Here is a 19,729-nt window from a genome sequence, read left to right as displayed (position 1 = left end):
GTGGCTTGTCAACTAGTATACTAGTTCGCCATGTCCTCCCGCCCGGGCCCCGCCAGCTCGCCGCGCCGCAGCCGCGTCGCGGTGCCGCAGATCTATTCCGACCTGCGCGGGCAGATCGTGTCGCTCGCTCTCGAGCCGGGCGCCTGGCTCTCCGAGGCCCGCATCGCCGAGCAGTACGGCGTCAGCCGCACGCCGGTCCGCGAGGCCTTCAAGCGGCTGGCCGAGGACGGCTTCCTCGAGGTCGTGCCCCAGGTCGGGACCTTCGTCGCGCGGATCGACATGCAGTCGGTGCGCGATGCGCACTTCGTGCGCGAGACGCTGGAGTGCCGCATCGTGGAGCTCGCCGCCGAGCGCATCGACGACGCCCAGCGCGCCGAGCTCAGGCGCAACATCCGGGATCTGGAGATCGCCCAGCGCGGCGGCGACCGCGACGCGCATTTCCGCGCCGACGAAGCGATGCACGCGATGCTCGCCCGCATCGCCGGCCACCAGCACGCCTGGGACGTGATCCAGGAGGCCAAGGCCCAGCTCGACCGGATCCGCCACCTTGGCCTGACCCGCCCGGGCCGGCCCCGCGAGACCGTGCTGGAGCACCGCGCGATCGCCGACCGGGTGATCGCCGGCGACGCGAAGGGCGCGGTCGAGGCGATGCGCGCCCACCTGGGCACCGTGATGGACGTGCTCGGCGACATCGCCGAGAAGCACGCCGACTACTTCGCCGAAGCCGGCATCGAACACCCCGCCGATCCCGCCGTCCGGGAAGCTGTCGGCGCAGGAGACCCCGCTTGAAGCCCAGCCGCATCGTCGCGATCCGCGCCACCCCGGTCACCGTGCCGCTCGAGGCGCCGCTGCTGCACAGCAACGGCGCGCACTGGGGCCGCTTCGTGCGCACGCTGGTCGAGGTCGAGACCGACGACGGGCTGGTCGGCCTCGGCGAGTTCGGCGGCGGCGGCGAGAGCGCGACCGCGGCCGTCGAGGGCCTGATCGGCTACCTGAAGGGGCACGATCCTTTCCGGCTCGAGGCGATGCGCTTCGCGATCTGCAACCCGACCGCGAGCCTGTACAACAACCGCACGCAGATCCACGCGGCGCTCGAGTTCGCCTGCCTGGACATCATGGGCCAGAAGCTCGGGGTGCCGGTGTCCGAGCTGCTCGGCGGCCGGATCCGCGACGAGATTCCGTTCGCGAGCTACCTGTTCTTCCGCTACGGCGACGCCGACGGCCGCCACGAGGTCCGCACGCCCGAGCAGCTGGCCGCGCAGGCGCGCGCGCTGAAGGCCAGCCACGGCTTCGCGTCGCACAAGCTCAAGGGCGGCGTCTATCCGCCGCGCCACGAGCTCGAGTGCTACCTGGCGCTGGCCGATGCCGTGGGCGGCGACCGCGTGCGCTACGACCCGAACAGCGCGCTGTCGCTCGGCGACGCGATCGAGTTCGGCCGCGCGATCGAGCCGCTGAACAACGACTACTACGAGGACCCGGTCTGGGGCATGCCGCAGTTGTCGCGGCTGCGCGAGTTCGTGCGCATCCCGACCGCGACCAACACGGTGGTGATCAACTTCGAGCAGCTCGCCGCCAACGTCGCGCAGCGCGCGGTGGACGTGATCCTGCTCGACACCACCTTCTGGGGCGGCATCCGGCCCTGCATCAAGGCCGCTGGCATCTGCGAGACCTTCGGGCTGGGCGTGGCGGTGCACTCGTCGGGCGAGCTCGGCGTGCAGCTGGCCACGATGCTGCACATGGGGGCGGTGGTGCCCAACCTGTCGTACGCGGCCGATGCCCACTACCACCACCTGACCGACGACGTGATCGCCGGCGGGCCGATGCCCTATCGCAACGGCGCGATCGCAGTGCCCGACGGCCCGGGGCTCGGCGTGAAGCTCGACCGGGACAAGGTGCGCCGCTACCACGAGCTGTTCCTGGAACTCGGCGGCTATCCGTACGACCGCGACCCCGGCCGCCCCGGCTGGTATCCGCTGGTGCCGAACGCGCGCTGGGCCGACCCGACCCAGCGCATCGTGCCGGAGCTCGGGGTGCCGCGTTGAAACTGTCGCTCGCCGCGCTGGCCGGCCTGCCGGCGGCGCAAAGGCCGCGCCACGATCCGCGCGACGCGCGGGTCGGCATCGTGCACCTGGGCATCGGCAACTTCCATCGCGCGCACCAGGCCGTGTACGCAGACGACGCGCTGGCCGCCGGCGAGCGCGGCTGGGCGATCTGCGGCATCAACCTGCGCAGCCGCGGCATCGTCGACCGGCTGAACGCGCAGGACGGCCTGTACACGCTGCTGGTGCGCGGCGCCGCGGACGGAGCGAACGAGGCGGACGGAGCTGCCAAGGGCGGCGACCTCGGCACGCAGGCGCGCATCGTCGGCTCGCTGCGCGAGGCGATCGCGTATCCGGACGATCCGGCGCGCGCGGCCGCCCGGCTGGCCGATCCGGCGGTGCGGATCGTGTCGCTGACGATCACCGAGAAGGGCTATGCCGACGGTGAGGGCGGCGCGATCGCGCTGCTGCTCGACGGGCTGGCCGCTCGCATGGCGGCCGGCGCCGGTGGGCTCACGCTGCTCTCGTGCGACAACCTGTCGATGAACGGCGACACGCTTCGCCGCGTGCTGCGCGAGGCCGTCGCCCGGCGCGGCGATGCCGCGCTGGCAGGCTTCGTCGACCAGCGGATCGAATGCCCGAACACGATGGTCGACCGGATCGTGCCGGCCACCGGCGAAGCCGAGCTTCGCGAGGCGCGCGCGCTGACCCGCCTCGACGACGCCTGCCCGGTGGCCACCGAGCCCTTCAGCCAGTGGGTGATCGAGGACAGGTTCGCGGCGGGACGCCCCGACTGGGCGCGCGACGGCGTGCAGTTCGTGCGCGACGTGGCGCCCTTCGAGGCGATGAAGCTGCGCCTGCTGAACGCCGCGCACTCCGCGATGGCCTGCCTCGGCGTGCCGGCCGGGCTCGACACGGTCGACCAGGCGATCGCCGATCCGGTGCTGCGCGCCTTCGTCGAGCGGATGTGGCGCGAGGACCTTATTCCCACGCTGCCGGCCGAGGTGCGCGACGCGGCGCCCGGCTACTGCGCAGCGCTGCTCGGGCGCTTCGCGAACCCGGCGCTCGGCCACCGGCTTCGCCAGATCGCGATCGACAGTTCGCAGAAGATCCCGATGCGCTGGCTGCCGTCTGCGCGCGAGCGGCTCGCGGCGGGCGAGGTTCCCGACGCGCTGGCGGCGGCGATCGCCGGCTGGGTCCGTTTCCTCGGCGGCCGGGGCGAGCATGGCGAGGGCTGGGAGGTCGACGATCCGCACGCGCAGGCGCTCGCGCAGCGGCTGGCGCGGGCCGATGCCGTCGACGCGGTGCTCGGCTTCGAGCCGGTGTTCGGCGACCTGGCAGGCAACGCGCGACTCGCCGGGCGGGTCCGCCACTGGCACCGCCGGCTGCTGGCCGAGGGCACGCGGGGCGCGTTGCGGTGAGCGGGGGCGAAGCCGATACGGCCGCGGACCGAGCGGCGGCCGCGAGCGCGGCAGCGACCGCGAGCGCGGCAGCTACCGCCGACGCCGCTTCGGCAAGCGCCGGCGGCGTCGCGCAGGCTTCGCGCGGCTCGCTCGCCGTGCTGCGCGCGTTGTGGCCCTTCCTCGCGCCTTACCGGATGCGGGTTGCGCTCGCCGCCGCAGCGCTGCTGGTCGCGGCCGGCGCGACGCTGGCGATGCCGCTGGCCTTCCGCCAGCTGATCGACCTCGGCTTCTCGGGCGAGGCGGCCTCGGGCGCCGGCGTCAACCGGGCCTTCCTGGCCCTGTTCCTGGTGGCGGTGGTGCTGGCGCTCGGCACCGCGCTGCGTTTCTACTGCGTGTCCTGGCTCGGCGAACGCGTGACCGCCGACATCCGCAATGCGGTCTACCGGCAGGTGCTCAGGCAGGACCCGCGCTTCTTCGAGACGCTGAAGACCGGCGAGGTGCTGTCGCGGCTCACCGCCGACACCACGCTGATCCAGACGCTGGTCGGCACCAGCGTGTCGCTGGGCCTGCGCAACGCGCTGCTGTTCGCCGGCGCGCTGACGATGCTGGTGATCACCAGCCCGAAGCTGGCCGCGGCGATCGTCGGGCTGCTGGTCGTCGTGGTGCTGCCGATCCTGGTGTTCGGGCGGCGGGTGCGGCGGCTGTCGCGCGACAGCCAGGACCGGATCGCCGATGCCAGCGCGCTGGCCGGCGAAACGCTGAACGCGATCCAGATCGTGCAGGCCTACGCGCGCGAGGCCTTCGAGGGGGGGCGCTTCGCCGCATCCACCGAGACCGCGTTCGGCAGCGCGATCCGGCGGATCCGCGCGCGCTCGGCGCTGACCGCGCTGGCCATCGTGCTGGTCTTCGGCGCGATCGTGTTCGTGCTGTGGATGGGCGCGCACGCGGTGCTCGAGGGCCGGATGACCGCCGGCCTGCTGACGCAGTTCATCCTGTACGCGGTGATCGTCGGCGGCGCCGCGGGCGCGATCGCCGAGGTGTTCGGCGACGTGCAGCGCGCGGCTGGCGCCACCGAGCGGCTGCTCGAGCTGATCGAGGCGCAGCCGTCGATCGCCGCGCCGGCGCGCCCGGTGAGGCTGGCCCGGCACGCGACGCCGGCCGGCTCCGGGGCGCCCGTGGCTTCGCCGTCGGCGGGCGGCGCCGGCGAGCAGCCCGCCGGCTCGACACCGGTGGCCGCGGCCTCGGTCGAGTTCGACCGCGTGTCCTTCAGCTATCCGTCGCGCCCGGCCGAGCGCGCGCTCGACGAGGTGAGCCTGTCGGTCGCGCCCGGCGAGACGGTGGCGATCGTCGGCCCGTCCGGTTCGGGCAAAACCACGCTGTTCCAGCTGATGCTGCGCTTCCACGATCCGCAGTCCGGATCGATCCGCTTCGACGGCGTCGACCTGCGCGATCTCGACCCGGCCGACCTGCGCGCGGCGATCGGGCTGGTCTCGCAGGACAGCGTCGTGTTCTCGGCCGACGCGATGGAGAACATCCGCTACGGCCGGCTCGACGCGAACGACGACGAGGTGATCGCCGCCGCGCGCGCGGCCCGCGTCGACGAATTCGTCGAGCGGCTGCCGCAGGGCTGGCGCACCTTCCTCGGCGAGCGCGGCGTGAGGCTCTCGGGCGGCCAGCGCCAGCGGATCGCGATCGCGCGGGCGCTGCTGCGCAACCCGCCGCTGCTGCTGCTCGACGAAGCCACCAGCGCGCTCGACGCCGAGAGCGAGCGCGCGGTACAGGCCGCGCTCGAGGCGGCGATGCAGGGGCGCACGACGCTGGTGATCGCGCACCGGCTCGCCACGATCGTCGACGCCGACCGGATCGTCGTCCTGGATCGGGGCCGGATCGTCGAGACCGGCACGCACGACGCGCTGGCCGCGGCGGGCGGGCTCTACGCGCGGCTTGCCGCGATGCAGTTTGAGGTGAGATGAGCGCTGCGCTACGCTAGCCGGCTCGCGGCATCGACGAACACAACCACGGGAGAAAGCAAGTGGCCGGACGGCTGGAAGGAAAGCATGTATTCGTGACCGCGGCGGCGCAGGGCATGGGCCGCGCGTCGGCGCTGGCGATGGCGCGCGAGGGCGCGCGGGTGGTGGCCACCGACCTGCGCGAGGACCTGCTCAAGGCGCTGGCCGACGAGGCGCGCGCCGAGGGCCTGTCGATCGTGGTGGCCCGGCTCGACGTGACCGACGACGCGGCGGTCGCGCGAATGATCGGCGAGCTGCCGCCGCTCGACGTGCTGTTCAACTGCGCCGGCTACGTGCACCAGGGCACGATCTTCGAGTGCGAGGACGCCGACTGGGACCGCAGCTTCGCGATCAACGTGCGCGCGATGTACAAGACGATCAAGGCGGCGCTGCCGAAGATGCTCGAGAACGGCGGCGGGTCGATCGTCAACATGGCCTCGGTCTGCTCGTCGCTGCGCGGCCTCCCGAACCGCTTCGCCTACGGCGCCTCGAAGGCCGCTGTGGTCGGCCTGACCAAGCAGGTCGCTGCCGACTTCGTCGCGAAGGGCGTTCGCTGCAACTGCATCGCCCCGGGCACGGTCGAAACGCCCAGCCTTCACGACCGGATGCGCCAGCTCGGCGACGTCGACGAAGCGCGAAAGATGTTCGTGGCGCGCCAGCCGATGGGCCGGATCGCGACCGCCGAGGAGATCATCCCGATCGTCGTCTACCTGGCGAGCGACGAGAGCGCCTTCATGACCGGCCAGTGCGTCGCCGTCGACGGCGGCATGACGATCTGACCCCGGCCACGCGGCGATTCTCGAGAACGCCTTCCGCCCCATTTTTTCGTTCACCCCCCGATCAACACACGACCCCACTGGAGACCCCATGAAACTCGTCCGCTACGGAAAACCCGGCAAGGAGAAGCCCGGCCTGATCGACGCCGATGGCAAGCTGCGCGACCTGTCCGGCATCGTCGCCGACATCGGCCCCGAGCAGCTCTCGCCCAAGGGCCTGGCGAAGCTCGCCAAGGTCAAGGCCGACAAGCTGCCGCTGGTGCGCGGCAAGCCGCGCTACGGCGTGCCGCTGACCGGCACGACCAAGTTCGTGGCCATCGGCCTGAACTACTCGGACCACGCGGCCGAGACCGGCTCGCCGGTGCCCAAGGAGCCGATCATCTTCCACAAGACGCTCAGCTCGATGGTTGGCCCGAACGACGACGTGATGCTGCCCAAGGGCTCGAAGAAGACCGACTGGGAGGTCGAGCTCGGCATCGTGATCGGCAGCCGCGCGCGCTACGTAAGCAAGAAGGCGGCGCTCGAGCACGTGGCGGGTTACGTGCTGGTCAACGACGTGTCCGAGCGCGAGTACCAGCTCGAGCGCGGCGGCACCTGGGACAAGGGCAAGGGCTGCGACACCTTCGGCCCGGTCGGCCCGTGGATCCTGACCGCCGACGAGGTCAAGAACCCGCAGAACCTCGACATGTGGCTCGACGTGAACGGCAAGCGCATGCAGACCGGCAACACGAAGACGATGATCTTCGACTGCGCCACGCTGGTGGCCTACGTGAGCCAGTTCATGACGCTGAACCCGGGCGACATCATCACCACCGGCACGCCGCCGGGGGTGGGCATGGGCATGAAGCCGCAGCAGTTCCTGAAGGCCGGCGACGTGATGACGCTGGGCATCGCCGGGCTGGGCGAGCAGCGCCAGCAGGTCGTGAAGTTCAAGGCCTGATCCGGCCTCCCGAACGTTCGCGGAGATCTTGGCGAGCGGCCCGGGATCGGGCCGCGCCGCAGATCTCTGCGAAGGTTCAGGCCGGCGGGTTGCGGGTCCCGACGACCACCGGGTAGTCGGGCCGCCCGGTATTGAGCCAGTTCACGATGTTCATCGCGGCCTTGCGCCGCAGCTCGATCTCCGACTCCATCGAATAGAAGGCCGAATGCGGCGACAGCAGCACACGCGGATCGGACAGCAGCGGATGGTCGGGCTGCACCGGTTCAACCGGCAGCACGTCCAGGCCGACGCCGGCCAGCCGGTCGGTCTTCATCACGCGCACCAGGCCGTCGACGTCGACGATCGCGCCGCGCGCGGTGTTCACCAGGTAGGAGCCGGGCTTCATCAGCGACAGCAGCCGCTCGTCGACCAGCCCGCGGGTCTCCTCGTTCAGCAGGCAGTGGATCGAGATCGCGTCGGCCTGGCTGAACAGGTCCTCGATCGACACCCGCTGCACGTACTGCGGGAAGTCGCCGTCGATCAGGTAGGGGTCGTGCGCGATCACCCGCTTGAAGATCGGCTGGGCGTAGTGCGCGAAGCGCTTGCCGATGCGTCCGAGGCCCAGCACGCCGACGGTCAGGTTCTGCGCGCGCGGGATCTTGCCGGGGCTGGTGTAGTGCCAGGTGCCGGCGTGGATGTCGCGGTCGTAGCGGGCGATGTTGCGGATCACCGACAGCATCATCGACAGCGCGTGCAGCGAGACCTCGCCCACGCCGTAGTCGGGCGAGTTGGCCACCCACACGCCGTGGCGGGCCGCGGCCCTGGCATCGATCGTGTCGTAGCCGGCGCCGATCCGCGAGGCCAGCCCGATGCCGGGGCGCGCGGCGAACACCTTGTCGCCGACCGGCGCGTACTGCACCAGCAGCGCGCTGCAGCCTTCGGACAGGCGGATCACCTCGTCCTCGGTGCGGCACTGGCCCTCGACCAGCTCGATGCCGGCGTCGGCGAAGATCTTGCGCTCGAGCGAGACGTCGAGCATGTCGTAGTCGGTGAACAGGACTTTTTTCATTTGTAGCGGGCGGGTTCGGATCCGGGATTGAATCCGCCGACAACGATACAGCAACGAGGAAGCGTTTCATGAATGCAATCGACCTGAAGGACCGCGTGGCGGTGATCACCGGCGGCGCGTCGGGCATCGGCGCGGCGATCGCGCTGCGCTACGCGGCGAGCGGCGCCCGCGTGGCGGTCTGGGACCTGAACGAGCAGGCCGCGCAGGCCACCGCGGCCGCGCTGCCGGCGGTCGCGGGCGGCGGCCATGCCGGCTTCGGCGTCGATGTGGCCGACGAGGCCGGCGTGGACGCGGCCACCGCGGCCACCGTGGCGGCGATGGGGCGCATCGACATCCTCTGCTGCAGCGCCGGCATCACCGGCCCGAACACCACGGTCGCCGACTATCCGTTCGCCGACTGGCGCAAGGTCTTCGACGTGAACCTGCACGGCGTGTTCCTGTGCAACCGCGCGGTGGTGCGCGAGATGCTGAAGAACGACTACGGCCGCATCGTGAACATCGCGTCGATCGCGGGCAAGGACGGCAATCCGAACGCGTCGGCCTACAGCGCGTCGAAGGCCGCGGTGATCGGCCTGACCAAGTCGCTCGGCAAGGAGACCGCGAGGTCCGGCGTGCGGGTCAACTGCATCACGCCGGCGGCGGTGCGCACGCCGATCTTCGAGCAGATGACCCAGCAGCACATCGACTTCATGCTGTCGAAGATCCCGATGGCCCGCTTCGGCGGCGTCGACGAGATCGCCGCGATGGTCGCCTGGCTGTCGAGCGAGGAGTGCTCGTTCTCGACCGGCGCGGTGTTCGACCTGTCGGGCGGCCGCGCGGTCTATTGATCCCGGGCGCGCACAGGAGACGCAAGCGATGACGAACGAAAACAAGGCGGCGCGCTACGACGCCGCGGCCCTGGCCGCCTTCGGCGAGGCGCTGCTGCGCGGCGTGGGGCTCGAGGCCGACAAGGCGCGCGACGTGGCCGAGGTGTTGGTCGAGGGCGACCTGCTGGGCCACGACACCCACGGCCTGCACCTGCTGGCCGGCTACCTGGGCGAGCTCGAGAAGGGCTCGATGACCGCGAGCGGCGAGCCGAAGGTGATCGCCGAGCGCAGCGCGGTGGCCACCTGGGACGGCCGTCGCCTGCCCGGGCCGTGGCTGGTGCGCCGGGCGATCGCCTGGGGCGCGCCGCGGGCGCGCGAGCACGGCGCGGCCACGATCGCGATCCGCCGCAGCCACCACATCGCTTGCCTGGCGGCCTACCTGGAGCAGCCGGCGCGCGAGGGCCTGCTGGTGGTCATCGCCAGTTCCGACGCGGCCACCGCCAGCGTGGCGCCCTTCGGCGGCACGCAGCCGGTGTTCACGCCGAACCCGATCGCGGTCGGCATCCCGGCGTCGGCCGGGCCGGTGATGGTCGACATCTCGGCCTCGATCACCACCAACGGCATGAGCAACCGGCTGAAGGCCGCCGGCCGGCGCGGCGCGCATCGGTGGTGGATGGATGCCGACGGCAACCCGAGCGACGACCCCGCGGTGCTGTTCACCCAGCCGCCCGGCACGATCCTGCCGCTCGGCGGGCTCGACGCCGGCCACAAGGGCTACGGCCTGGCGCTCACGATCGAGGCGCTGACCGGCGGGCTGGCCGGCCACGGCCGCGCCGATCCCACCGAGGGCTGGGGCGCCACCGTGTTCGTGCAGGTCTACGACACCGCGGCCTTCGCCGGCGCCGATGCCTTCCTGCGCCAGAGCGACTGGGTGGTCGACGCCTGCCATGCGTCGAAGCCGCGCGACCCGGCCCGGCCGGTTCGCCTGCCCGGCGAGCGCGGGCTGGCGCTGCGCGCCGAGCAGCTGGACAAGGGCGTCGCGCTGCACCCGGGCATCATGCCGGCGCTCGAGGCCTGGGCAGGCAAGCTCGGCGTGCCGGTGCCGGCCGCCCGATGACCGACCGGGCCCGGGGCCGTCGCTGCGCGGCCGCCGGCGCCCGCCAAGATTCCCGCAATCGAAACAGAGGAAAGGAAGCCCCATGAACCAGTCCCCGATCCTGCTGATGGCGCCTCTCTACGGCCCGACCCAGCAGGCGCTCGAATCGCGCTACACCGTGCATCGCCTCTGGGAGGCGCCCGATGCCGGCGCGCTTCTGGCCTCGCTGGCCGACGGCTGCCGCGTGGTCGTGACCACCGGCGGCAAGGGCATCGACGCGGCCACGATGGCGAAGCTGCCGAAGCTGGAGCTGGTCGCCTGCTTCGGCGTCGGCGTCGATGCGATCGACCTCGAGTACTGCCGCAAGCGCGGCATCGCGGTCACCAACACGCCCGACGTGCTGACCGACGAGGTCGCCGACCTGGCCCTGGCGCTGCTGCTGGCCACCGTGCGCCGCATCCCCTATGGCGATCGCTTCGTGCGCGAGGGCAAGTGGCTGAAGGGCGGCATGCCGCTCACCCAGAGCCTGGGCGGCCGCAAGGTCGGCATCGTGGGGCTGGGCCGGATCGGCTCGGCGATCGCGAAGCGTTGCGAGTCCTTCGGCACGACGATCGGCTGGTACGGACCCCGGCCCAAGCCCGGGGTGAAGTGGCAGCACTTCGGCGACGTGGTCGAGCTGGCCCGCTGGGCCGACGTGCTGATCGCCGCCTGCCCGGGCGGCCCGGCCACTCACCGAATCGTGTCGCGCGCGGCGCTCGAGGCGCTCGGCCCCGACGGCATCTTCGTGAACATCGCGCGCGGCTCGGTCGTCGACCAGGACGCGATGGTCGAGCTGCTCGGCAACGGCAAGCTCGGCTCTGCCGGTCTGGACGTGTTCGACGACGAGCCGAACGTGCCGCAGGCGCTGATCGGCATGGAGAACGTGGTCCTGCAGCCGCACATGGGCAGCGGCACGCACCCGACCCGCACCGAGATGGGCAGGCTGGTGCTGGAGAACGTGGCGGCGTGGACCGAGGGCAAGCCGCTCGTCACCCAAGTGAGCTGAGAACGCGCTCCGGGAGCGGGGCGCCTGCAGCCCCGCTCAGTACCGGTACTGCTGCGGCACCAGGTCGAGCCGGGCCATCATGTCGGCGGGCTTGTCGCTAGCGGTCCCGGCGCCTTCGCACCAGGCGCGCGCGAGCTCGCGGCGATAGCCGTTGACCGTGTCGTCGGCGGTGATCGGCCGCCACATCGGCCGGCCGACCGGCGTCCAGCCCTTGCCGTCGCGGCCGATCGCGAGCAGGGCGGCCTGGCCGCGGCTGCAGTCGATCGCCTCGTAACCGATGTTGCGCACGCCGCTAGGGCTGGTCGCCACGATCGTGAACTGCACGATCTTGCGCCCCAGCACCGAGACGCTGGCCGGGTCGACGGCGAAGCGGTTGCGCGTGGTCGCGCTGACCTCGATCCGCTTCAGGCCCTTCTCGGGCGGCAGCGCCGGCATCGCTTCGGGCAGCGCCGCGTTCACCCGGTCGGGCTCGGGCGCGACGTAGTCGATCGTCGGGTTGTTGACCGGGTCGAGCGAGGGCTGGGCGGCGGCCGCGCCGGCGAAGGCCAGCCAGGCGAACGCCAGCGTGGCGCGGGCGGCGGCGCGGCCGCGACCGGCGCGCTTGTCCTTGCCCGCGTTCGCCACCGCACCGGTGCTCGCGCAAGGAAATTCCGGAAGCATCGTCATTGGCCCTGTTCCGCGCGGCGCGGGCGCAGTGCGCCCGGTTCGGCGGGGATGTCGTTCCGGGGCCGGCCGGCAGCAGGCGCGCGCGGCCTTCCGCCCCCCGGCGGGTTGCCGCGGCCGCCCGGCGCGCCGCCGCGATTCTGCGGCAGCATTCGCGACAGTTCCTGCAGCGCGAGGCTGTAGACCTCGCGCTTGAACTCGATCACCGCGTCGAGCGGGATCCAGAAGTCGTTCCAACGCCAGGCATCGAACTCCGGGTGGCCGCTGGCGCGCAGGTCGATGTCCGTGTCGCGCCCGACCAGCCTCAGGAGGAACCAGATCTGCTTCTGGCCGCGGTAGTGGCCCCGCCACTCGCGCCGCACCCAGTGCTGGGGCACGTCGTAGCGCAGCCACTCGCGGGTGCGGCCGATCACGCGGACGTGCTCGGGCCGCAGGCCGACCTCTTCGTGCAGCTCGCGGAACATCGCCTGCTCGGGCGATTCGCCGCGCTTGATCCCGCCCTGCGGGAACTGCCACGAGTGCTCACGGATCCGCTTGCCCCAGAAGACCTGGTTCCTCGAATTGATCAGGATGATGCCGACGTTGGGGCGATAGCCGTCACGGTCCAGCATGGCCGCACCCCTTCGATCTCTTACAATTGATCCGATTATATAGACCGGCGCAGGCGCGACGGTCTCATTCCCCCGATCCGTCGGGTCGTTCCGCCCAGCCCCTTCGGCAGTCCTTCATGAAAGCCTCCCGTTTCCACATCGCCACGCTCAAGGAAGCGCCGTCCGACGCCGAGATCGTCAGCCACCGGCTGATGACCCGCGCCGGCATGATCCGCAAGCTCGCAGGCGGCATCTACAACTACATGCCGATGGGCCTGCGGGTGATCCGCAAGATCGAGGCGATCGTGCGCGAGGAGATGGACCGGGCCGGCGCGATCGAGCTGCTGATGCCGGTGGTGCAGCCGGCCGAGCTGTGGATGGAGAGCGGGCGCTGGGAGAAATACGGCCCCGAGCTGCTGCGGGTGAAGGACCGGCACGGTCGCGACTTCATCGTTCAGCCGACCTCGGAAGAGGTGATCACCGACATCGCCCGCCAGGAGCTGCGCAGCTACAAGCAGCTGCCCAAGAACCTGTATCACATCCAGACCAAGTTCCGCGACGAGCGCCGGCCGCGCTTCGGCATCATGCGCGGGCGCGAGTTCACGATGAAGGACGCCTACTCCTTCGACCGCGACCGCGACTCGGCGCTGGCCAGCTACAAGGTCATGTACGACGCCTACGTGGCGATCTTCGAGCGGATGGGCCTGCAGTTCCGGCCGGTGGCCGCCGACACCGGCGCGATCGGCGGCTCGGCCAGCCACGAGTTCCAGGTGATCGCCGACACCGGCGAGGACGCGATCGCCTACTGTCCCGACTCGGACTTCGCCGCCAACGTCGAGCTGGCCGAGGCGCTGCCGCTCGTTGCCGAGCGCGCGCCGGCCGCCGAGCCGCTGAAGAAGACACCCACCCCCAACCGCGAGAAGTGCGAGGCGGTGGCCGAGCTGCTCGGCATCCCGCTCGCGCGCACGGTCAAGTCGATCGTGCTGGCGGTGGACCGCCGCGAGCCGGTCAAGGACGGCGCCGAGGATTTCGCCGGGCCGGGTCGGGTGATCGGCACCGACATCTGGCTGCTGCTGGTCCGCGGCGACCACGAGCTGAACGAGGTCAAGGCCGGCAAGGTGCCCGGGCTGGAGGGCTTCCGCTTCGCGAGCGAGGCCGAGATCCTCGAGCACTTCGGCAGCCCGCCCGGCTATCTCGGCCCGATCGGCACCGCGAAGCCGGTGCAGGTGGTGGCCGACCGCACCGTGGCCAACATGAGCGACTTCGTCTGCGGCGCCAACGAGGCGGGCTTCCACTACACCGGCGTGAACTGGGGCCGCGACCTGCCCGAGCCGGTGGTGGCCGACATCCGCAACGTGCAGGCCGGCGACCCGTCGCCCGACGGCAAGGGCCTGCTTTCGATCCAGCGCGGCATCGAGGTCGGCCACGTGTTCTACCTGGGCACCAAGTACTCCGAGGCGATGAGCGCGACCTTCATCGACGAGGACGGCAAGTCCAAGCCCTTCGAGATGGGCTGCTACGGCATCGGCATCACGCGGCTGGTCGGCGCGGCCATCGAGCAGAACCACGACGAGCGCGGCATCGTGTGGCCGCGAGCGATCGCGCCCTTCGAGGTGGCGATCTGCCCGCTCGGCTACCGCAAGTCCGACAAGGTGCGCGAAACTGCCGACGCGCTGTACGCCGAGCTGCTGGCCGCCGGCGTGGACGTGATCCTCGACGACCGCGACGAGCGGCCCGGCGCGATGTTCGCCGACTGGGAGCTGGTCGGCGTGCCGCTGCGGGTCACGATCGGCGAGCGCAGCCTGAACGAGGGCAAGGTCGAGCTGCTGGTTCGCCGAGGCATGCAGGCCGGCGCGGTGTCCGTCGGCGATGCGGCGCCGGCCGTCCGGCAGGCGCTTGCCGGCTGAGGCCGGCTCGGCTTCAATCCGCAGGATGACCGTTTCCGTGCGCCGCCCCGTCGATTCGTCGCGCGTCCCGCCTCGCGGGCGTGCCGGCGCGCGGTCGCCCGCGGCCCGGGCGCATCGCGCGCTCTCGGCGATCCTGCTGTCGGCCGGCATGGCCCTCGCCGGCGCGCCGGCCATCGCCGGGCAACAGCAGTACGAGCCGCTGACCGACGCGGTTCGCACCGCGCTGGCTGCGGCGGTGCGCGACGACGCGCCGCGCGAGGCGCGCTTCGACGACGTGCTGGAGAAGGTCGACTGGCTGGCCGCGATGTCCTCGCACCTGCCGCGGCGCTGGAAGCCCGATCACCGGCAGCGGGTCGAGTTCCTCGAGGCGGTTCACTACGAGGCGCATCGCGCCGGGCTGGACCCGCACCTGGTGCTCGGGCTCATCGAGGTCGAGAGCGCGTTCCGGCGCTACGCGATCTCCAGCGCAGGCGCGCGCGGCTACATGCAGGTGATGCCCTTCTGGACCGACGTGATCGGCGACGGCGAGCCGGCGCGGCTGTTCGACATGCGGGCAAACCTGCGCTACGGCTGCACGATCCTGCGGCACTACCTGGACATCGAGCGCGGCAACCTGTTCCGCGCGCTCGGCCGCTACAACGGCAGCCTCGGCAGGGCCGAGTACCCGAACCTGGTGCTGCGCGCCTGGAAGCGCTGGGAGGCCCGGGCGCCGGCGCCTCGGCCCGGGCCGGCGCCGGCGATGACGGCGTCCGCGCCCGCGCCCGCGCCGAAGATCAGCCCTGTGGCTTCCGCGCCTGCTCCGGCGGCCGGTCGATGATCGCCATGGTGATGCGCGACACGCAGGTGCGCCGGCCTTCCTCGTCGGTCAGCTCGATCTGCCACACGTGCGTGGTGCGCCCCACGTGGATCGGCGTGGCCCGGCCGTAGACCCAGCCCTTCGTCGCCGGCCGCAGGTGGTTGGCGTTGATCTCCAGCCCCACCGCCGCCTTCGAGTCGTCGACGCACATCCACGAGGCCACGCTGCCCAGCGTCTCGGCCAGCGCGACCGAGGAGCCGCCGTGAACGATGCCCATCGGCTGCACCGTGCGGTGGTCGACCGGGATCCGCGCGCGCAGGAAGTCGTCACCGATCTCCACGAACTCCAGCCCGATCCGCTCGCACAGCGTGGCCTGGTGGACGCGGTCGATGTCCTGGCAGGTGACGGTCTTCTTCCAGATCGGAGCGGGCATGGCGGGCTGCGCGGAGGCGAAAAGCCGCGATTCTAGCGTTGGTGCTCAGGCGCCCACGATTCGGGCCAGCAGCCGCTCCAGCGCTTCACGCTCCTCGGCCGAAAGCCGGGCCGACAATTCCCTGTCGTGGCTGGCCAGCCGCTCGCGCAGCCCGGCCAGCGCTTCGCGCCCGGCCGGCGTCAGCTCGAGCGACTTCTCGCGCCGGTTCGGCCCGGCGCCGGCCCGGACCCAGCCGCGCTCGGCCAGGAAGCGCACCAGCGCCACCAGGTTCGAGCGCTCGACCGCCATCGCGGCGGCCAGGTCGGCCGGCTTGATGCCCGGGTTGCTGCCGATCAGCTCCAGCGCGGTGTAGCGCGCCGCGGTCAGCCCTGTGCCGGCGAAGGCGCGGGCAAAGCCCTGCATGTTGGCCAGGTCGGCCAGGTGGATCAGGTAGCCGAGCGCCTGCTTCAGCGCGCCGTGATCGATCGCGGCGGGGCTATGATCGGGCTTGCGGATCGCCATGGCGATTGTTATAACGCATAGCAATCGAGGAGAGCAAATGAACCTGGCCGACATGCTGCAGAGCCGGGCAGCCGCATCGCCGGAGCATCCGGCGATCCTGTTCGAGGGGACCACGACCACCTACCGCCAGCTCGACGAGCGCTCGTCGCAGCTCGCTCACGCGATGGCCGCGCGCGGCATCGCCGCCGGCGACCGTGTCGCGATCTTCCTGCCCAACCTGCCCGAGTTCGCGGTCGTCTACTACGCGGCCCAGCGGCTCGGCGCCGTCCCGGTGTCGATCAACGCGATCTTCCGCTCGGCCGAGGTCGAGTACCTGGTCAACGACTCCGGGTCGCGGATCGTGTTCACCACCGGCGAGCTGGCCGGCTTCGTGCCGCGGGAGAAATGCCCGGGGTTGGAGCACCTGGTCGTGGTGGACGGGCCTGCCCCGGAATCCCTGGCCGAATGGATGTCGAGCCAGCCGACGGGCTTCGATCCGGTGCCGCGCGCCGCCGACGCCCCGGCCGCGCTGCTGTATTCGTCGGGCACCACCGGCTTCCCGAAGGGCGTCACGCTGACCCAGGCCAACATTGCGTCGAACATCGCGACCGCCGCCAGATGCTCGGGCTACCGTTCCGACGACCGGCTGGCCGCCTTCCTGCCGCTGTTCCACGTGTACGGCCAGAACTACATCATGAACGCGGCGGTGCTGGCCGGCGCCACGCTGGTGCTGTTCCGCCGCTTCGTGCCCGACCAGGTGCTGAAGTCTGTCCAGCAGGACAGGATCACGATGTTCTTCGGCGTGCCGACCATCTTCATCGGCCTGTTGTCGATCGATTTGACGCCCTACGACCTGAGCTCGATCCGCTACGAGATGTCGGCCGCGGCCACGATGCCCGAGGAGATCTCGCGGCGCTGGACCGAGCGCTTCGGCCGCCGGGTCTACGAGGGCTACGGGCTCACCGAGTGCTCGCCCTTCGCCTGCTACAACGATCTGGTCGAGCACCGCTTCGGCTCGGTCGGGCGGGCGGTCGAGGGCTTCGAGCTGGCGATCTTCGACGAGAACGACAGGGAATTGCCGCGCGGCGAGTGGGGCGAGATCGTGATCCGCGGCCCGGGCGTGATGAAGGGCTACTGGAACCGGCCCGAGGACACCGAGCGGGCGCTGCGCGGCGGCTGGCTGCACTCGGGCGACATCGGCCGGATGGACGCCGACGGCTACGTCTACATCGTGGACCGGGTCAAGGACATGATCAACGTGTCCGGCTTCAAGGTGTGGCCGGCCGAGGTGGAGCAGTACCTGTACAAGCTGCCGCAGGTGCAGGAAGTGGCGGTGTACGGCATTCCGCACCCGGAGAAGGGCGAGCAGGTGGCGGTCGCGGTCGTGCCGAAGGCCGGCCAGCCCTTGTCGGCGGACGAGGTGATCGCGTACTGTCGCGAGAACATCGCCGCCTACAAGGTGCCGGCGCGGGTCGACGTGGTGAGCGAGCTGCCCAAGAGCGCCACCGGGAAGATCCTGAAGCGCATCCTGCGGGACCAGGCCTGACCAGACAGACAGACAACGGAGAGGAGACGACCATGACCCGAGTGACCCGTCGCGATTTCAACCGCCTGGCTGCCGGCTCGGCCGTCGCAGGTTCCGCCACGCTGGCCGCGCCGGCGATCGTCCGCGCCCAGGGCAACAAGCTGAAGGTGGGTGTGCTGCTGCCGCGCTCGGGCGTGCAGGCCTTCATCGGACAGTCGTGTCAGCTCGGCGCCGACATCGCGCCGGGGCCGCTGCGCGAGATGTTCGGTGTCGACATCGAGCTGATGAACGCCGACACCGAGACCAACGTCGAGGTCGCCCGTTCCCGTGCCGAGAAGCTGATCAACGACGGCGCCCAGCTGCTGGTCGGCCCCTTCGACTCGGGCGCCGCGGCGGCGATCGCCCAGGTGGCCGAGCAGCGCAAGATCCCGTTCGTGATCAACATCGCGGCCGCGCCGCAGATCACCGAGCAGGGCTACAAGTACACCTTCCGCAACTTCCCGACCGCGATCGACCTGATCCGCAACGGACTGAGCCTGTTCCGCGACCTGTTCCAGGCCACGAACACCGCGCCGCGCACCGCGGTCTTCATGCACGTGAACGACACCTTCGGCCAGTCGATGTCCAAGGGCATCTCGGCGATCCTGCCGCGGCTCGACTACCTGCCGTTCAAGGTCGTCGACACGATCTCCTACGACCCGGCGGCCCGCGACCTGTCGGTCGAGGTGGCCAAGGCCAAGGCCACCGGTGCCGACATCGTCATGCTGGTCAGCCGGCTGAACGACGCGATCCTGATGGTGCGGGAGATGGTCAAGCAGCGCTGGTCGCCGCAGGGGATCATGAGCCCGGGCTCGCCCGGCATGTACGAGGCCCAGTTCTACAAGGCGCTGGGCCCGAAGTACTCGGACTACGCGATCTCCAACGTGCCCTGGTACAACCCGAACGCCGCGCTGACCAAGCGGGTCGAGGCCGCGTTCGCGAAGCAGTTCCCGAAGGAAAAGCTGATGTTCCACGCGCTGAACGTGGGCTTCACCTTCGAGGCGCTGATGATCGCCGCCGACGCCTTCAAGCGGGCCGGCAGCACCGACGGCACCGCGCTGGCCGAGGCGATCCGCAAGACCAACATCGCCGACAGGATGATGGTCGGCGGCCCGATCAGCTTCGATGCCAAGGGCCAGAACACCCAGATCGCGTCGGCCTGCATCCAGAACCGGGGCGGGCAGCCGGTGGTGGTGCTGCCCTCGAGCGCGGCGCAGGCGAAGCCGGTGTTTCCGGTGCCGGGGTGGACGCAGAGGGGCTGACTCGTGCCGATCGACGCGATCGCCAACATCGTCCTGAGCGGCATCCTGACCGGACTGGTCTACGGCTTGATGGCGCTCGGGCTGTCGGTGATCTACGGCGTGGTGCGGATCGTCAACTTCGCGCACGGCGAGTTGATGGCGATGGCGATGTACGTGGCGGTCGTGGCCTTCGCCTTCGCCGGCGTCGACCCGCTGTGGATGATCCTCCCGGTGGCCGCCGCCTTCTTCGGCCTGGGCTACGTCCTCCAGCGTGGCCTGATCAACCCGTTCATCGACCGGCCCGAGCACTCGCAGTTCATGCTTCTGCTGGCCGTGGCGCTGGTGCTGGTCAACGGACTGCTGATCGTGTTCGGGCCCGACGCTCGCAACGTGCAGGTCGACTACGCGCTCGACTCGGTCGAGATCGGGCCTCTGCTGGTCGACAAGGTGCGGATCATCTGCGCGGTGGTGGCGCTGGCCACCTGCGCGGTGCTGTTCGCGATCTTCCGCTACACCGCCTTCGGCAAGGCGATCCGCGCCTGCGCCGACAACCTGCTCGGCGCGCAGGTGGTGGGGCTCAACGTCAAGCATCTGTACGCGCTGACCTTCGGGCTGGGCACCGCCTGCGTCGGGGTGGCCGGCTGCCTACTGACCCTGCTGGTCGAGGTGACGCCGGTGTCCGGCCCCGCCTACACGCTGCTGGCTTTCATCATCGTGATCATCGGCGGGCTGGGCTCGATGGTCGGCGCTCTGGCGGGCGGCGTGCTGATCGGCGTGTCCGAGTCGGTGGCCGGCCTGCTGATCACGCCCTCGGCCAAGAGCATGCTGTCCTTCGCGCTGCTGATCCTGGTGCTGGCCTTCCGGCCGCAGGGCCTGTTCTCGGGCAAGTGAGC

19 protein-coding genes are annotated in these 19,729 nt (G+C 70.9%); 14 read left to right on the top strand and 5 right to left on the bottom strand.

The genetic code is table 11. From position 1 onward, the window contains the following. Positions 1 to 30 precede the first annotated feature (30 nt). The 6 genes from M6I34_RS09420 to M6I34_RS09395 all read left to right on the top strand — a co-directional run bounded on the left by M6I34_RS09420 (position 31) and on the right by M6I34_RS09395 (position 7,167). Positions 31 to 789 carry a GntR family transcriptional regulator gene (locus M6I34_RS09420; RefSeq protein ID WP_272485434.1) on the top strand — a complete coding sequence of 253 codons (759 nt, stop codon included), beginning with the start codon at positions 31 to 33 and terminating at the stop codon, positions 787 to 789. After that, positions 786 to 2,042 carry an enolase C-terminal domain-like protein gene (locus M6I34_RS09415; protein WP_272485433.1) on the top strand — a complete coding sequence of 419 codons (1,257 nt, stop codon included), beginning with the start codon at positions 786 to 788 and terminating at the stop codon, positions 2,040 to 2,042. Before M6I34_RS09420 ends, M6I34_RS09415 begins: the two co-directional genes overlap by 4 nt. Further along, positions 2,039 to 3,460, top strand: coding sequence for a mannitol dehydrogenase family protein (locus M6I34_RS09410; protein ID WP_272485432.1), 1,422 nt, complete (start codon positions 2,039 to 2,041; stop codon positions 3,458 to 3,460). The genes M6I34_RS09415 and M6I34_RS09410 overlap by 4 nt, the downstream gene beginning before the upstream one ends. Then, positions 3,457 to 5,415, top strand: a complete 1,959-nt coding sequence (locus tag M6I34_RS09405) for an ABC transporter transmembrane domain-containing protein (RefSeq protein WP_418953506.1) — start codon at positions 3,457 to 3,459, stop codon at positions 5,413 to 5,415. The genes M6I34_RS09410 and M6I34_RS09405 overlap by 4 nt, the downstream gene beginning before the upstream one ends. Positions 5,416 to 5,507: 92 nt before the next feature. Then, a complete protein-coding gene (locus M6I34_RS09400) occupies positions 5,508 to 6,230 on the top strand; it encodes an SDR family oxidoreductase (RefSeq protein ID WP_272485431.1) in 723 nt (240 codons plus the stop codon). Positions 6,231 to 6,318: 88 nt separating this feature from the next. Next, positions 6,319 to 7,167 carry a fumarylacetoacetate hydrolase family protein gene (locus M6I34_RS09395; protein ID WP_272485430.1) on the top strand — a complete coding sequence of 283 codons (849 nt, stop codon included), beginning with the start codon at positions 6,319 to 6,321 and terminating at the stop codon, positions 7,165 to 7,167. Positions 7,168 to 7,243: 76 nt separating this feature from the next. On the opposite strand, the gene M6I34_RS09390 is transcribed toward M6I34_RS09395, so the two are convergent. Continuing rightward, positions 7,244 to 8,215 (bottom strand): C-terminal binding protein, encoded by a 972-nt coding sequence (locus M6I34_RS09390; protein WP_272485429.1) that lies wholly within the window; start codon positions 8,213 to 8,215, stop codon positions 7,244 to 7,246. A 68-nt stretch (positions 8,216 to 8,283) separates the two neighbouring features. On the opposite strand from M6I34_RS09390, the gene M6I34_RS09385 reads away from it, so the two are divergent. The 3 genes from M6I34_RS09385 (at position 8,284) to M6I34_RS09375 (ending at position 11,162) form a co-directional block, all read left to right on the top strand. Then, the gene (locus M6I34_RS09385; RefSeq protein ID WP_272485428.1) at positions 8,284 to 9,042 is read left to right on the top strand and encodes an SDR family NAD(P)-dependent oxidoreductase; all 759 of its coding nucleotides are present in this window, start codon (positions 8,284 to 8,286) and stop codon (positions 9,040 to 9,042) included. 28 nt (positions 9,043 to 9,070) lie between these two features. Further along, positions 9,071 to 10,138 (top strand): Ldh family oxidoreductase, encoded by a 1,068-nt coding sequence (locus M6I34_RS09380; RefSeq protein WP_272485427.1) that lies wholly within the window; start codon positions 9,071 to 9,073, stop codon positions 10,136 to 10,138. An 82-nt stretch (positions 10,139 to 10,220) separates the two neighbouring features. Continuing rightward, positions 10,221 to 11,162: a 2-hydroxyacid dehydrogenase gene (locus M6I34_RS09375; RefSeq protein ID WP_272485426.1), complete on the top strand. Its 942-nt coding sequence runs from the start codon at positions 10,221 to 10,223 to the stop codon at positions 11,160 to 11,162. 36 nt (positions 11,163 to 11,198) lie between these two features. Here M6I34_RS09375 and M6I34_RS09370 read toward each other — a convergent pair whose 3' ends face one another. Both M6I34_RS09370 and M6I34_RS09365 read right to left on the bottom strand, forming a co-directional pair. Beyond that, complete coding sequence (locus tag M6I34_RS09370) at positions 11,199 to 11,828, bottom strand: CNP1-like family protein (protein ID WP_272485425.1); 630 nt, start codon at positions 11,826 to 11,828, stop codon at positions 11,199 to 11,201. Continuing rightward, complete coding sequence (locus M6I34_RS09365; protein ID WP_272485424.1) at positions 11,825 to 12,436, bottom strand: RNA pyrophosphohydrolase; 612 nt, start codon at positions 12,434 to 12,436, stop codon at positions 11,825 to 11,827. The genes M6I34_RS09370 and M6I34_RS09365 overlap by 4 nt, the downstream gene beginning before the upstream one ends. A gap of 116 nt (positions 12,437 to 12,552) precedes the next feature. Here M6I34_RS09365 and M6I34_RS09360 point away from each other — a divergent pair, with 116 nt between their 5' ends. Both M6I34_RS09360 and M6I34_RS09355 read left to right on the top strand, forming a co-directional pair. After that, positions 12,553 to 14,322 carry a proline--tRNA ligase gene (locus tag M6I34_RS09360; protein WP_272485423.1) on the top strand — a complete coding sequence of 590 codons (1,770 nt, stop codon included), beginning with the start codon at positions 12,553 to 12,555 and terminating at the stop codon, positions 14,320 to 14,322. Between the two features lie 148 nt (positions 14,323 to 14,470). After that, positions 14,471 to 15,139 (top strand): lytic transglycosylase domain-containing protein, encoded by a 669-nt coding sequence (locus M6I34_RS09355; protein WP_272486644.1) that lies wholly within the window; start codon positions 14,471 to 14,473, stop codon positions 15,137 to 15,139. Here the strand turns inward: M6I34_RS09355 and M6I34_RS09350 are convergent. Both M6I34_RS09350 and M6I34_RS09345 read right to left on the bottom strand, forming a co-directional pair. After that, positions 15,096 to 15,551 carry a hotdog fold thioesterase gene (locus tag M6I34_RS09350; protein WP_272485422.1) on the bottom strand — a complete coding sequence of 152 codons (456 nt, stop codon included), beginning with the start codon at positions 15,549 to 15,551 and terminating at the stop codon, positions 15,096 to 15,098. The two genes, M6I34_RS09355 and M6I34_RS09350, sit on opposite strands and share 44 nt — an antisense overlap. 45 nt (positions 15,552 to 15,596) lie before the next feature. Beyond that, positions 15,597 to 16,052 carry a MarR family winged helix-turn-helix transcriptional regulator gene (locus M6I34_RS09345; protein WP_272485421.1) on the bottom strand — a complete coding sequence of 152 codons (456 nt, stop codon included), beginning with the start codon at positions 16,050 to 16,052 and terminating at the stop codon, positions 15,597 to 15,599. 37 nt (positions 16,053 to 16,089) lie between these two features. Between M6I34_RS09345 and M6I34_RS09340 the strand changes: the two genes are divergently transcribed. The 3 genes from M6I34_RS09340 to M6I34_RS09330 are packed head-to-tail and all read left to right on the top strand — an operon-like array spanning position 16,090 to position 19,727. Beyond that, on the top strand, positions 16,090 to 17,577 hold the full coding sequence (locus M6I34_RS09340; RefSeq protein ID WP_272485420.1) for a class I adenylate-forming enzyme family protein: 1,488 nt from the start codon (positions 16,090 to 16,092) through the stop codon (positions 17,575 to 17,577). Positions 17,578 to 17,609: 32 nt separating this feature from the next. Continuing rightward, positions 17,610 to 18,857: an ABC transporter substrate-binding protein gene (locus M6I34_RS09335; protein ID WP_272485419.1), complete on the top strand. Its 1,248-nt coding sequence runs from the start codon at positions 17,610 to 17,612 to the stop codon at positions 18,855 to 18,857. A gap of 3 nt (positions 18,858 to 18,860) precedes the next feature. Then, a complete protein-coding gene (locus tag M6I34_RS09330) occupies positions 18,861 to 19,727 on the top strand; it encodes a branched-chain amino acid ABC transporter permease (protein ID WP_272485418.1) in 867 nt (288 codons plus the stop codon). Positions 19,728 to 19,729 lie beyond the last annotated feature (2 nt).

The organism is Zeimonas sediminis, from assembly GCF_023721795.1.
Classification (GTDB): Bacteria; Pseudomonadota; Gammaproteobacteria; order Burkholderiales; family Burkholderiaceae_E; genus Zeimonas; species Zeimonas sediminis.
Note: the sequence above shows the minus strand (reverse complement) of the source record. Positions and strands in the feature narration are given on the sequence as shown.

Bases quoted from the DNA above. Each gene is read 5' to 3' on its own strand.
- M6I34_RS09365 (WP_272485424.1), bottom strand. From the start codon at position 12,436: ATGCTGGACCGTGACGGCTATCGCCCCAACGTCGGCATCATCCTGATC.
- M6I34_RS09355 (WP_272486644.1), top strand. From the start codon at position 14,471: ATGGCCCTCGCCGGCGCGCCGGCCATCGCCGGGCAACAGCAGTACGAG.
- M6I34_RS09385 (WP_272485428.1), top strand. From the start codon at position 8,284: ATGAATGCAATCGACCTGAAGGACCGCGTGGCGGTGATCACCGGCGGC.
- M6I34_RS09380 (WP_272485427.1), top strand. From the start codon at position 9,071: ATGACGAACGAAAACAAGGCGGCGCGCTACGACGCCGCGGCCCTGGCC.
- M6I34_RS09350 (WP_272485422.1), bottom strand. From the start codon at position 15,551: ATGCCCGCTCCGATCTGGAAGAAGACCGTCACCTGCCAGGACATCGAC.
- M6I34_RS09370 (WP_272485425.1), bottom strand. From the start codon at position 11,828: ATGACGATGCTTCCGGAATTTCCTTGCGCGAGCACCGGTGCGGTGGCG.
- M6I34_RS09375 (WP_272485426.1), top strand. From the start codon at position 10,221: ATGAACCAGTCCCCGATCCTGCTGATGGCGCCTCTCTACGGCCCGACC.
- M6I34_RS09360 (WP_272485423.1), top strand. From the start codon at position 12,553: ATGAAAGCCTCCCGTTTCCACATCGCCACGCTCAAGGAAGCGCCGTCC.
- M6I34_RS09340 (WP_272485420.1), top strand. From the start codon at position 16,090: ATGAACCTGGCCGACATGCTGCAGAGCCGGGCAGCCGCATCGCCGGAG.
- M6I34_RS09390 (WP_272485429.1), bottom strand. From the start codon at position 8,215: ATGAAAAAAGTCCTGTTCACCGACTACGACATGCTCGACGTCTCGCTC.
- M6I34_RS09335 (WP_272485419.1), top strand. From the start codon at position 17,610: ATGACCCGAGTGACCCGTCGCGATTTCAACCGCCTGGCTGCCGGCTCG.
- M6I34_RS09420 (WP_272485434.1), top strand. From the start codon at position 31: ATGTCCTCCCGCCCGGGCCCCGCCAGCTCGCCGCGCCGCAGCCGCGTC.
- M6I34_RS09395 (WP_272485430.1), top strand. From the start codon at position 6,319: ATGAAACTCGTCCGCTACGGAAAACCCGGCAAGGAGAAGCCCGGCCTG.
- M6I34_RS09345 (WP_272485421.1), bottom strand. From the start codon at position 16,052: ATGGCGATCCGCAAGCCCGATCATAGCCCCGCCGCGATCGATCACGGC.